Origin of the sequence: Shimazuella alba, from assembly GCF_009831235.1 — a bacterium.
GTDB lineage: Bacteria > Bacillota > Bacilli > Thermoactinomycetales > Thermoactinomycetaceae > Shimazuella > Shimazuella alba.
Genome location: NZ_WUUL01000014.1, coordinates 31,645 through 43,827, shown reverse-complemented (window position 1 = coordinate 43,827; position 12,183 = coordinate 31,645). Strand labels below are relative to the sequence as shown.

Below are 12,183 nucleotides of genomic sequence, written 5' to 3'. Positions count from 1 at the left end.
TTTTATTATACCACTAACACGAGTAAAAAACGGCAAAGGATACAGACTATACCTAGGAGGTGGGATAAATTGCGTCACATCATTCGCTTTATCGTTTCTGTTATCGTTTTGATGGTAGTTGCCTTTTTGGTTCCTGGCTTTTCGATAGCTGGATTTGGATCTGCTATACTCGCAGCACTCGCGATCATGGTAGTTGGCTGGTTAATCGAATCCTTTACAGGCAATAAAATAACCCCGTATGGCAGGGGTGTGGTTGGCTTTTTAGTTAGCGCTGCTGTTTTGTATTTGATTCAGTTTTTGGTTCCTGGGTTTCGTATTGGTATATTTTCAGCGTTAATTGCTTCGCTTATTATTGGGATCATCGATATTTTTGCTCCGACTACGAGATCGAAAGCATAAATAACGACTGCGAGGCATCTCTTTCCTTTAATGGAAAAAGATGCCTCGCCCTACCACCTAAAATTCAGGTGAGAACTTACGACTTCTTAAAATACCTTGAAATAGCAGCAGCCGTCATCTGCTTTGTAATCTGAGCACCCAGACTCGGCGGCTTGGGAGTCCTAGAAGCGAACGGAGGTCGCTTCAACTTCACCCTAGAGACAGGATTGGGCTGGTGGTTACGAGGAAGTACTCGATTAATCTGGTCGATCACGAAATCAAGATCCTTATAGGATGTGCTAAGCACGCGCTGAGCAAAAACCAGTGCCTCTGACTGTGCACCAAGCTCCCCGCACTTATGCTTCAACTCTACTCGACCAGCAGTGTTACGAATATCACTATTGGACTTGACTTCCTCCCGAAGCTGAACCACCGCAATCTCATGAGTACGGTGATTGGCCATATAGGTGTCATGAAGATTCTGGTAGATTGTAGCGAGATATGCCACACTTGCCACAAATCCATCGATCTGACCCTTGGTTTCAGACCTTGTCAGATTGGGGCCCGATCCACGTTCCTTCTCTTCTGCCTTATACTTCTTCACAAGATCCAGAATAAAAGGAATATCCTTCCTCTTATTCTTCGCACCATTTTCCAACTGCTCAAGAAGGTTATCGGACATGCCATTCCTCTCAAAGAAGGGGATGAGGATTTCTTTTTTTCTCCTCACTTTCTTTTATTGTACAAGATAACAAGAATTATTCAAGAAAAATTATTCGAATAAATGAATAGTGTTAAAAAACGATGTTTTTATATAACCAGATGCGGTTTACTATCCTGATCAAATAGCTTACTATCTTTTTGTGAATATTATGAAATCCTTCTATTGGAGATCTTAAAGAGATTCAGATCCCAAAGCGCCTTGCTGATAAGGTTCTGGCAAAGCATGGAACACATGTTAGTTCAAAGATTGGGCTGAATAAAGCATCCAAGGCTCGGAGTCCACTGCGCTGCTTTACTAAGTGGCTGAAAGACCATGCAAAAGCTCGAAAGGCATGTAAAGGCTTTCAAAGCCTCTAAACAAGAATAAAAACTACTAAATGGGCTACTGAATATATTCAGTAGCCCGTCATGTATTTATAAAAATGTTGGCGGGGTGGCATATCCCAAGATTGGATACGCCACCCCGTTGTCAAGCCTCAACAAAAGTTAGACAAAAAATTCAGCGATGTAAGTTGTATGCCTCCAAGTATGCTAGAGTAACAGAGAGACTTGCACATCCCCATGAAATAATGGGGATTTTACTTACCACAATCAGAGATTAAACCACCTGTAGGACTCGATCCTCCTGCGCAGCTCGATCTCAACTTGAGAGGTCGGTTCCTTGCTGCGCTTTCCCTTTGCGAAATACGCGGCGAGATCCATGATGGAATTCGCTACCTCGTCATAGAGAGAGAGGGCTCCAGCAAGTGCCAGCCACTTAGCCTTGAGCGCCTTGGGCTTTTCCTCTTTGGCCTTTGCCTTGGCTGCTGCCATGGCAGCTTGCCGACGTCCCCGTGCGTCCTTCTGGAACCGGCGAAGCAGCGGATGATCCTGCTTGGAATCCTTCCAGATCTCATCGAGCTCTTCCTTGTACTGCTCCACCGCAGCAAGGGCATTCCGTTCCTTTTCAGCGAGAATGACACGGATAGCCTCTGGCCATGTGTGAGCGTACTGAGCGAACTCCTGATCCTTCTTAGGCATGTGGTCTTACCTTTCGTTTTGGGGTAAAGTTGTTCTACCCTCTATATTTTATTTTATAATATACTGTAAATTGGTACAAGTCAGTTATCATGGAAACAAATTAAATTTAAAAAGACATAGAAATAATATTCTACGTTTGAAAGTATATGAAGCTTCAATTCCGAATAACAACTTCGACTTATATAAAATAGGATACATTTTAATCGCTTAGAACTCCGTTTTTGGAATTCTCCGTCCGAAAAAACTTCCTAGGTAAATTTATCGAATTAGCTTGCCTGCAAAATACCCATAGCCGTGTGCAACTGGGTGTACTGATTCCGACGAAGCTTGGAAATCACCTTCTCAATCTCCTTGATGTTGCCAAGGAAAGCACCAAGATCCCCCAATTGCAATGAAACGAAAATGTTTTCAGGTTCGGTTCTTTTTTTGTTCAACTACAATAGAATAACTTACTTTACTGCTTTGCTAAAATATGTTTACAATATTATTAGTATGAAACTCATACAACCCATCCACTATAGTAAATGGAGTAAAAAATGGGTGCAAAGGCTGAGCAGATCCGTAGTCGGGTTGCTGCAAAGGTTCAGGCAAAGCTTGAGCAGCTGGACAGTGAACATGGGACTTCTAAGACAGGACTCAAGGAAGCGCTTCAGGGTTCCAAGAGTGGTCCGCTTAATATGCTGAAGGTTTTTAACCCCTTTGGTCCTAAGGGAAGCGGATCTATTTCACAAGACCTGAAGGATGCCCGCAGTGCGTGGGCACAAGCACTGAAGGATGTCCCTAAGCTTGCTGCAAAGTCTGGTGTTGATAGGACAAAGCTTGCAGCCTATGTTACACTGAGTAACGCTTTTGCTAAGTGGCTGGAAGACCATGCCAACGATGATGATGCAACGCTCGAACGAGCTGCAAAGGCATTTGAAAAGCAGAACAAGCTGTAAAAAAGAAAAATCAGCGAAAAGTGGGTTACTGGATGTTCCAGTAACCCACTGCTAATTAACACACTAAGATCAACATTTGCGGATTGACATATCCTGAAAGTTGCTAAACGAAAGAAAGTAAAACCAGCAAAAATATGGTTTTACTTACAAAAGATATGTTTTCCAATTCGCTTGATCTGTGGTCTACTCCATATCCACTTGGAAGTCGCTGTAGCTGGATTAAAATAGTAAGTAGCTCCGCTTGAAGGGTCCCACCCATTTATCGCATCCTGGACTGCTTTCTTTGCTGTTTCATTTGGGGTGAGCCAGATCTGCCCATCTGCGACCGCCGTAAAAGCTAATGGCTCAAAGAGAATACCTGATACCGTTTTTGGAAAATTGGGGTCATCTAAACGATTGAGGATGACGGCTGCAACTGCTACTTGACCTGTATATGGCTCTCCTCTTGCTTCGCCATAAACTGCTTGTGCGAGCAATTTGAGATCTTGCGAGGAAAAGCCACTTGAAGACTGTACTGGCTTAGAAGTTGCACCACCACTTGGTTTCCATGCCTTTGTCGCTTGCCATAGTTTTAGTTTTGTCTTTCCACCAACTAATCCATCCGACTTTAAACCAAATTTCCATTGAAACCAAGTCACAGCATTTTTGGTTTTGGAACCAAATGAACCATCTATTTTCCCATCATAATAGCCAAGGTATTTCAATCTACCTTGCAGTTCATATACATCTCCACCTCTTGCACCATAACGAAGTGTTGTTTTGCCAAATGGTTTTGCTTCTACGACTTGATCTCCTAAGAAAAACGGGGTTAAAAAGAGGAATAGAAGGGTTACCACAACCCATTTTTGTCTCAACGAAATGCACAACCTTTCTCTAGGTTGAAGTTTAACAGTATTATTCCTCATTCTGAAACTCCTATTCATTACTAATTTGAAAAGGATACAAGGAAATTCATCAAAAAAAGCTTGTTTTTTCAAAATTAACCACTTATTATTACAAAACAGAACACACATACGATGGTAAACAACTACGATGTTCGTGATATACTAATAACAGGTCGAGGGGTTGATTTAATTGATTAACGAGTTACTTGATCCAAAAAATGATTTTGTTTTTAAACGTATCTTCGGCAGTGAAGAAAACAAAGATATTTTATTGGCTTTCCTAAATCGCACATTGCTAGAAGCTGGTGAACCTGCACTTACAGAAATTATTTTACTTAATCCATATACTGACAAAGATTCACCACGAGATAAACAATCCATTTTTGATATCAAAGCCAAAACGGTTGATGGTTCCATCGTAAACGTAGAGATGCAGCTCTTTAATCGTTATGATAACGAAAAACGGACTTTGTATTACTGGAGCAAGCAATATGCTGAGCAGCTCGAAGAAGGAAATCCATATAAACAGTTAAAAAAATGTATAACTATCAATATCCTCGACTTTCCCTTTTTACCAAATGATCGTTATCATAGTACTTTTCATTTATACGAAGATCATACTGGTATTACACTATCTGATGATATAGAAATACATTTTTTAGAACTCTCGAAAATAGACACCACTGAAATTCCAACTAAAGGTGGACTACTCAATTGGCTGCTCTTTCTAAAAAGTGAAAACAAGCAGATTTGGGAGGTGTTAAAAATGCACGACGCCAAACTTGGCAAAGCAATGACGGCATTAGAATTTCTTAGTCAAGATAAAGAAGCACGTAGATTGTATGAGATGCGGCAAAAAGCTCTTCATGACGAAGCTTCCATGCTGGCAGGTGCTAGGGAAGAGGCTGAGAAAAAAGGCCGAGAAGAAGGTCGAGAAGAAGGTCGAGAAGAAGGTCGAGAAGAAGGTCGAGAAGAAGGTCGAGAAGAAGGTCGAGAAGAAGGACGTAAGGAAGGACATAAAGAAGGATTGCAAGAAGGGTTAGAAAAGGGAGAAACAAAAGGAACAAAAAAGGTCGCAAAAGCCTTGTTGCAGAAAGGTATGGATATCCAGTTCATATCGGAGATTACGAAATTGACTGAAGATGAGATTATCGAAATAAAAACTGGTTTAGCACACATCCTTGATGAGTAGCGAGATAATATGGATATATTTAATTCCAAAAAACCATTGACCATATCTAATTTAATGAAACATGAAAAAGAAGCACGTCGAATCTATGAGATGCAACAAAAATCTCTCCATGATAGAGCTTCTCTATTGGCAGCTGTTGAAGAAATGAAGAAAAAAGGTTATGAAAAGGGATTTAAAGAAGGATTTGAAAAAGGGTTTGAAGAAGGGAAACGAGAAGTAAAACAAAAAGTTGCAAAAGCTTTGTTGTGGAAGGGGATGGATATTCCATTTATTGCAGAGATTACGGAATTAACAGCAAAAGAGATTATGGAATTAAAATCAGGTATCCCCAGCTTCAAATGCTAAAAATGATAACCTCTATACTCCCGCTTAAAATAAAGGAAAAGCACCCGATTGGGTGCTTAAATTGTTTCATCTTCCACTAAGTGCATTAACTCATCAAACTCTTGTTTCAGTCGCAAAAATTCATCAGCTATGTTACAGGCAGATAATACAGCTAATTTGGTGGTGTCTAGACGTGGGTTCATCTCCGCAAGTTCACGCATCTTGTGATCCACAAGACTAGCCACCTCACGCATATGTGCTGGGTTAGCTTTGCTGACTATCGGGTAGGATTGACCATATATTTCGACAGACATTTTGTTTTTGCTCATAAAACCACCATTGTTATCTCAATTTTGCCTTGAATGTATCCACGAGAAAGGCTACTGCTCCATCATGTACGCTCTGTACTTCCTCATCCGTTAAGGTGCGATCGTCTGAACGATAGACGAGATTGAAGGCAATGCTCTTCTTACCAGTTCCGATTTGCTCCCCAGTAAACACGTCAAATAAAGTTACCTTTTTGAGTAATTCTCCAGTGACTGCTCGAATCCCTGCCTCGATTTGACTTACTGGAAGAGATTCATCGATGATCAACGCCAGATCACGAGTTATTCCTGGATAACGTGGGATTGGTTGATAAATCAAATCATCTTTGCTGCTCAACTGTAGCAAGTTTTCCAAATCTAGCTGGCAGACAACTGTATCATCTAAATCATATTTTTTACTCAACGATGGATGCAGCTGTCCAAGTACGCCTATCACATGCTTATCATACTTTAATAATGCGGTTCGTCCTGGATGAAAACCATCGATCGAAATAGCTTCATATTCCATGCCAGTGATACACAAACGTTCTAATAAAGCTGTGAGTAACCCTTTTGCCGTAAAGAAATCTCCACCTTTTTGAGGAGCTTGTATCCAACTAGAAGGATGATAGTCACCTGTTAACAGAAACGCAAGTTGAAACCTTTCTTCTGGGAGAGTGTGTTGATTGACATCGCTTGCTAGATACACTTTCGAAAGTTCATAGATAGAAATATCCGGAACCCCATGATTGCGATTATGGGCTGCTACTTGTACCAACTGAGGTAATAAATTGGTGCGCAAAATAGCATGTTCATTGCTCATTGGCATTGCAATCGGAATCGGAATATGAGGAACAGTCAACGGATACGTAATTTCTCCTTCTAATGACTCAGAAGTAAGACTATAGGTGATAACCTCATTTAAACCTAAATCACGCAAGGTATGACGTATCGTTCTTCTGTTCTCTTGCCACTCGGTTCTACCACCTGGTTGCTGCTGCCCCCATGGTAGAGATGTCGGAATCCGATCGTATCCATACAAACGGGCCACTTCTTCAATTAGGTCCACTTCTATATTAATATCCGGGCGACGAACAGGTGCTTTTACACGATAAACTCCTTCTTCAACCGTTACCGGAAATTGAAGCCGTTCAAAAATAGAGAGCACCTCTGCTTCTTCTAACTCAATACCCATTACGGTTGTCAGGCGATCGTGACGCAGGGTAACTTCAATATCTTCTACTTCTTCCAAACCTGCCACTACCACTTCAGATGCTACTTCTCCATAAGCTAGCTCACGCAACAATTGTACAGCTCGTGCGAGGGCTGGTTGTACACGCTCAGGGTTGACACCACGTTCAAAACGATGATTTGCTTCTGAACGTACTCCAAGTTTACGAGAGGAACTACGAATTTTATGAGGATCAAAATAAGCTGATTCAAGTAAAATCGTCGTAGTAACTGGTTTTACTTCACTTGATTCTCCTCCCATAATACCTGCAAGACCAAGAATTTCTTGACCATCTGTAATGATCAGTGTTTCATCATCTAATGTGCGAGTAACACCATCCAATGTTACCAATTGTTCCCCTTCTACCGCTCTGCGTACTACGATCTGTCCACCACGTACTTGCTCATAATCAAAAGCATGTAGCGGTTGTCCTGTCTCTACCATAACATAGTTGGTAATATCAACAATGTTGTTGATGGGTCGTATACCTGCGGTGATCAGTCTATTTTGCATCCATTGCGGGGATGGGCCAATCCGCAAATCATGAATAACTTGGGCAGCGTATATTGGACAATCCTCTTCATTTTGTAGTGAGATAGAAAGTGGCATCAATTGCTCTGGTGATTCTTCCACTTCTACTTCTGGCAAGCGCAGTTCTCGATTAAAAATAGCTGAAATCTCATAAGCAACACCAAACATACTTAAACAATCTGAACGGTTAGGTGTCAGCTGTAATTCGATCGCTTGATCATTCATTCCTAAATATTGTTTGATGTCTTGCCCAATTCTTGCATCTTTTCCAAGAACTAAGATACCTTCTTGTTGTTCTTTCATCAAAACTTTATCAGGCAAACCTAATTCTTTCGCTGAACAAATCATACCATTGGATTCTACACCACGAAGTTTGGTTCGCTTTATTTTTATATCCCCAGGCAGGGTAGCTCCTTCTAATGCGACAGGAACCAATTGACCAGCTGCCACGTTTTTCGCTCCACATACGATTTGTAGTGGAACAGCCAGCCCTACATGGACAGAACACACATTTAAACGATCTGCTTCTGGGTGTGGAATACATTGCAACACTTTTCCTACTACGACACGTGAAACTCCTGCATCTCGTGTGTAGATTACTTCTACTTCAATTCCTGTGCGATTTAACTCTTCAGCTATATCTTCTGGTGAAATGCCTTCTAAATCAACATACTCGGATAACCATTCATAAGAAACTAACATTGTTTACCCTCCTTCTTAAACCGACTTAAATTGTTTCGTAAACCGTAGATCATTTTGATAGAAATGACGAATATCGTCTATGTTATATTTTAATATTGCGATTCGCTCCACACCAATCCCAAAAGCGAAACCTGTATATTTCTCTGCACTATAACCAGCTTGTTCCAGTACATTTGGATGTACCATGCCAGCACCTAATATTTCAATCCAGCCTTTTTCGGGATGGAAAATATCTACTTCTACACTTGGTTCTGTAAAAGGAAAATAACTAGGACGAAGACGTACTTCTGTGTCTTCCCCGAATAATTTCTTGATGAAATGTAACAAAACTCCATGCAATTCACCCATCGATACCCCACTATCTACCACAAGGCCTTCAATTTGAGTAAATTGATGAGAGTGTGTTGCGTCATCATCATCACGACGATACACCTTACCTGGACAAATAATCCGAACAGGTACTTCTCCCTTTTTATCTATCATTGTACGTACTTGTACAGAAGATGTATGTGTCCGAAGTAACGTCTCTGGTGAGATATAGAAAGAGTCTTGCATATCACGAGCTGGATGATTTTTGGGTAAATTCAACATTTCAAAATTAAGATAATCAGTCTCTACCTCAGGACCTTCCGCAATATGAAATCCCATACCAATAAAGATATCCTCCATCTGATCAATAATGGCATTGATCGGATGTAAAGAACCGAGAGGGATGGATTTCCCTGGTAAAGTGACATCTATATTTTCATTTGCCAATTTGCTTTCTAATGCCGCTTGTTCCAGTTTTGCTTCTGTTTCATCAATTAACGTACTCAATGTTGCCCGTACTTCATTTGCTAGTGCACCAATCACAGGGCGTTCTTCAGCAGATAAACTCCCCATTCCTCTGAGTACACCAGTGATTTCCCCTTTTTTGCCAAGGTACTTCACTTTTGCCTCTCTTAGCGCTTCGAGATGAGGTGCTTCCACAATTATTTGTGATGCCTCTTCTTGTAACGCTAATAAACGATCACGCATCGCACACTCCCCTTAAAAAGAAAAATCTCCCATCCCTAAGGGACGAGAGTTCGCGGTACCACCCTTGTTGAGGAGAAGATCTCCCCCACTTGTTTGCCGATAACGGACAGCATTATACCGGTCCCCCCTACTTTTATATTTCAAGGGGCAGCTCAAGAGTGAATAACACAGGTAGTGCCATAGAAAAGCTCACAGTCCAAGGCTTTTCTTCCCTGAAATGGATACATTGTGTTCTGTCTCTGTCATAGCCAAAAAATATAGATGTATAAAGATCGCAACCATTATATCGGATAGAAAAGAAAGTTGCAATTACTTCCGTTCATTTTAAAGAAATTTTTTGGGAATTTGTTGAAAATCCAAACTATCAATCAGGTCTCTAATTATTTTTGGCAATAAAACGTTGACGAATCAACTCATACAGCAGTATTCCAGAGGTGACAGCTACATTATAAGATTCTGCAACTCCAGGCATCGGAACCATAATCGCTCGATCCAACTGTTCTAAAAGATCAAGTTGAATTCCTTGTCCTTCATTTCCAAGTACAATCGCAACCTTATCTGGAAATATATAATCAAAGGAATAAACACCATTATGGGGTGATGTACCTACAACAGTAAAATTTTCAGCTTTTAATTTTGGAAGCGTGTTGGGCAGATTCATTTCAAAAATAGGCAGATGAAACATTGCTCCCATTGTCGAGCGGACCACTTTGCTATTATAAAGATCGACGGTTCCATCACCTAGAATGACCATATCTACTCCAGCAGCAGATGCTGTACGAAGGATGGTACCAAGATTTCCTGGATCTTGAAGTTTATCCAGCAATAAAAGCAGAGAACTGTTACCTAACTTCTCATCAAAATCCACTGTAGGAATGTGTGCTTCTGCAATAATACCTTGTGATTGCTCTGTTTCTACAATCTGGGAAAAAACGGGTGAAGACACCTTATAAATGGGCACTTCTCTATTTTCAAAAGATAATAAATGATCCTTATCATCAAATTTCTCATCCACGATAATTGCTGCTAATTTTGCATTGGCCTTTTTTGCTTCTTGTACAAGATGGACTCCCTCCACCAAGTATGTACCATAAGTTTGACGACCTTTTTTACTATGTAATTTTTTCCAACGTTTAACTTGCTGGTTTTGGGGAGAGGTTAAGGAATAGTACATAAAAAATTCTCCTTTGTTCATATGGGAGACCTATGAGGTGATTTGTTAAGATGAATTTTAACATACGCGGTGCAGTTATCCATAACATTCAACACATGGATAATAGCGAATTAACAGGTTTAGTAGAAGACTCGATTTCACAAGGAGAAGAAAAATTACTCCCTGGATTAGGTGTTTTGTTTGAAGTCATTTGGAAAAACAGTGATTCTACTGAGCAGCAACATATGATTGAAACACTCCATCAAAAAATTCAAAAGTAAGGATTTACCTAAAAACCACTTCTGCATGAAATAGAAGTGGTTTATTATTGATATTCTTCTTATTCTTATTCCTCTGGCAGTGAGAATATCCCAGTGCCAGAGGAAGTTGCTACATGGATCAAATCTTGGTGGCACAAACCTTGTTATTGTATGTTACCACATAACAATCCTCACCATGGACGACATGCCAAATCCCTGACATCTTTTGGTAGTCGAAAGTAAGAGATCCTCTTCAAAAGCTAAAAATCCCATTATCATACAGAAACTGGAGAGCTTTTGCAGTGATCGGTACTCCACCAATTTCAATTTTCTCGCCAACCAGAGAGTTATTGCTGGACATGCTTCTCCTTTTGACGAAAAAATTTATCTGGTAAGTTTGTCAATCGTCAAACGATCCAACCGAGCTGTTAATGCAACCAGCCAATCGACAAGATGATCAACATCACGCTGATCAATAACAGAAGTATGACTGTGGATATAGCGAGAAGGTACACCTAAAGTTAGAGTTGGAACTCCAGTACCATAGACATGAATATGACTTGCATCCGTCCCTCCGCGCTGCACTACTTCGTATTGGTAAGGGATTCCTTCTTCCTCTGCTGCCTCTCTAGCTAGTTGGAGCAGTGGTTGATGTGCAATATGACCTGCATCATACAATGCTAAAACAGGACCTTTTCCAAGATGCAGATGGGTTGGGGTAAAACCTATTTTTGGTGTATCTGTGGCAATTCCTACATCAATCGCAAACGCAACATCTGGTCTTACTACTGCTGTTGCCGTTTTTGCCCCTCTACGTCCGACTTCCTCCATCACCGTTCCAACAGCAAATACTTGATTGGGATGTCTTACTCCTTGCGATAATCGATATAGCACTTCTGTTACGACAGCGCAACCGATCCGATTATCCATCGCTTTGCCCACAACACGATGGGGATTACTCAATTGGGTGTAGGGAGAATAAGGAATGACAAAATCACCTGGTCTGATTCCCAATTCTACAGCTTCTTCCCTTGATTCTAATCCAAGATCGATGAACAAATCTTCGATATTAATTCCCTTTTTCCGATCTTCATTAGGCATGAGATGTGGAGGTTTGGAACCGATTATTCCAAGTAATTTTCCTTTTCTCGTATGCACTTCTACCCGTTGAGCAGGAAGAACTTGACTCCACCAACCACCGAGTGTTTGAAAACGCAAATAACCATCTTCCGTAATATTTGTCACCATGAAACCGATTTCATCTAGGTGGGCTGCAAGCATGACTTTTGGACCAGAAAGTCCTTTACGAGCGATCAAACCCCCAAGACGATCTGTTATTATTTCATCCGACCAAGGCTCTGCCCATTTCTTCATCACTTCCCGCACTGCTTTTTCATTTCCAGGCGGACCAGCTACATCGACCAACTCTTGTAGCATTGTAGCAAAGGAATGCCTTGTCGGCGATATTGTCTGTAACATAAAACACCACTTTACCTTTCTTTATTCTTTTGTATGCACTTCACAA

The 12,183-nt window shown here is 40.8% G+C and carries 13 protein-coding genes and 1 other annotated feature; of the genes, 5 read left to right on the top strand and 8 right to left on the bottom strand.

Annotation, left to right across the window (positions count from 1 at the left end):
* The first annotated feature begins 69 nt into the window (after positions 1-69).
* On the top strand, positions 70-399 hold the full coding sequence (locus tag GSM42_RS17210) for a phage holin family protein (RefSeq protein ID WP_160802772.1): 330 nt from the start codon (positions 70-72) through the stop codon (positions 397-399).
* 76 nt (positions 400-475) lie between these two features.
* Here GSM42_RS17210 and GSM42_RS17205 read toward each other — a convergent pair whose 3' ends face one another.
* Entirely contained in the window at positions 476-1,060 is a 585-nt protein-coding gene (locus GSM42_RS17205) for a hypothetical protein (RefSeq protein ID WP_160802771.1), read from the bottom strand.
* 632 nt (positions 1,061-1,692) lie between these two features.
* The gene (locus GSM42_RS17200; protein WP_160802770.1) at positions 1,693-2,121 is read right to left on the bottom strand and encodes a hypothetical protein; all 429 of its coding nucleotides are present in this window, start codon (positions 2,119-2,121) and stop codon (positions 1,693-1,695) included.
* Between the two features lie 536 nt (positions 2,122-2,657).
* Here GSM42_RS17200 and GSM42_RS17195 point away from each other — a divergent pair.
* Entirely contained in the window at positions 2,658-3,059 is a 402-nt protein-coding gene (locus GSM42_RS17195) for a hypothetical protein (protein ID WP_160802769.1), read from the top strand.
* A 140-nt stretch (positions 3,060-3,199) separates the two neighbouring features.
* Here the strand turns inward: GSM42_RS17195 and sleB are convergent, their stop codons facing one another.
* A complete protein-coding gene (gene sleB / locus GSM42_RS17190; RefSeq protein ID WP_237446684.1) occupies positions 3,200-3,913 on the bottom strand; it encodes a spore cortex-lytic enzyme in 714 nt (237 codons plus the stop codon).
* Between the two features lie 223 nt (positions 3,914-4,136).
* Between sleB and GSM42_RS17185 the strand changes: the two genes are divergently transcribed.
* Entirely contained in the window at positions 4,137-5,135 is a 999-nt protein-coding gene (locus GSM42_RS17185; protein WP_160802825.1) for an Rpn family recombination-promoting nuclease/putative transposase, read from the top strand.
* 9 nt (positions 5,136-5,144) lie between these two features.
* On the top strand, positions 5,145-5,480 hold the full coding sequence (locus tag GSM42_RS17180; protein ID WP_160802767.1) for an RpnC/YadD family protein: 336 nt from the start codon (positions 5,145-5,147) through the stop codon (positions 5,478-5,480).
* A 56-nt stretch (positions 5,481-5,536) separates the two neighbouring features.
* Here the strand turns inward: GSM42_RS17180 and zapA are convergent, their stop codons facing one another.
* The 4 genes from zapA to GSM42_RS17160 form a co-directional block, all read right to left on the bottom strand.
* Entirely contained in the window at positions 5,537-5,788 is a 252-nt protein-coding gene (gene zapA / locus GSM42_RS17175; protein ID WP_028777436.1) for a cell division protein ZapA, read from the bottom strand.
* Between the two features lie 13 nt (positions 5,789-5,801).
* Positions 5,802-8,228 (bottom strand): phenylalanine--tRNA ligase subunit beta, encoded by a 2,427-nt coding sequence (pheT, locus tag GSM42_RS17170; RefSeq protein ID WP_160802766.1) that lies wholly within the window; start codon positions 8,226-8,228, stop codon positions 5,802-5,804.
* Positions 8,229-8,243: 15 nt separating this feature from the next.
* Positions 8,244-9,245 (bottom strand): phenylalanine--tRNA ligase subunit alpha, encoded by a 1,002-nt coding sequence (pheS, locus tag GSM42_RS17165; protein ID WP_160802765.1) that lies wholly within the window; start codon positions 9,243-9,245, stop codon positions 8,244-8,246.
* A gap of 35 nt (positions 9,246-9,280) precedes the next feature.
* Positions 9,281-9,500 (bottom strand) — a binding site (T-box leader).
* A gap of 121 nt (positions 9,501-9,621) precedes the next feature.
* Entirely contained in the window at positions 9,622-10,419 is a 798-nt protein-coding gene (locus tag GSM42_RS17160) for a TrmH family RNA methyltransferase (RefSeq protein ID WP_160802764.1), read from the bottom strand.
* A 50-nt stretch (positions 10,420-10,469) separates the two neighbouring features.
* On the opposite strand from GSM42_RS17160, the gene sspI reads away from it, so the two are divergent.
* Positions 10,470-10,679: a small acid-soluble spore protein SspI gene (gene sspI, locus GSM42_RS17155; RefSeq protein WP_160802763.1), complete on the top strand. Its 210-nt coding sequence runs from the start codon at positions 10,470-10,472 to the stop codon at positions 10,677-10,679.
* A gap of 363 nt (positions 10,680-11,042) precedes the next feature.
* Here sspI and GSM42_RS17150 read toward each other — a convergent pair whose 3' ends face one another.
* Positions 11,043-12,137 carry a M42 family metallopeptidase gene (locus GSM42_RS17150; protein ID WP_160802762.1) on the bottom strand — a complete coding sequence of 365 codons (1,095 nt, stop codon included), beginning with the start codon at positions 12,135-12,137 and terminating at the stop codon, positions 11,043-11,045.
* Positions 12,138-12,183 lie beyond the last annotated feature (46 nt).

What these genes read in the sequence shown, in the direction of transcription:
- GSM42_RS17205 (WP_160802771.1), bottom strand. Translation starts at nt 1,060, where the DNA reads ATGTCCGATAACCTTCTTGAGCAGTTGGAAAATGGTGCGAAGAATAAG.
- GSM42_RS17200 (WP_160802770.1), bottom strand. Translation starts at nt 2,121, where the DNA reads ATGCCTAAGAAGGATCAGGAGTTCGCTCAGTACGCTCACACATGGCCA.
- GSM42_RS17195 (WP_160802769.1), top strand. Translation starts at nt 2,658, where the DNA reads ATGGGTGCAAAGGCTGAGCAGATCCGTAGTCGGGTTGCTGCAAAGGTT.
- GSM42_RS17180 (WP_160802767.1), top strand. Translation starts at nt 5,145, where the DNA reads ATGGATATATTTAATTCCAAAAAACCATTGACCATATCTAATTTAATG.
- zapA (WP_028777436.1), bottom strand. Translation starts at nt 5,788, where the DNA reads ATGAGCAAAAACAAAATGTCTGTCGAAATATATGGTCAATCCTACCCG.
- pheT (WP_160802766.1), bottom strand. Translation starts at nt 8,228, where the DNA reads ATGTTAGTTTCTTATGAATGGTTATCCGAGTATGTTGATTTAGAAGGC.
- pheS (WP_160802765.1), bottom strand. Translation starts at nt 9,245, where the DNA reads ATGCGTGATCGTTTATTAGCGTTACAAGAAGAGGCATCACAAATAATT.
- GSM42_RS17160 (WP_160802764.1), bottom strand. Translation starts at nt 10,419, where the DNA reads ATGTACTATTCCTTAACCTCTCCCCAAAACCAGCAAGTTAAACGTTGG.
- sspI (WP_160802763.1), top strand. Translation starts at nt 10,470, where the DNA reads ATGAATTTTAACATACGCGGTGCAGTTATCCATAACATTCAACACATG.
- GSM42_RS17150 (WP_160802762.1), bottom strand. Translation starts at nt 12,137, where the DNA reads ATGTTACAGACAATATCGCCGACAAGGCATTCCTTTGCTACAATGCTA.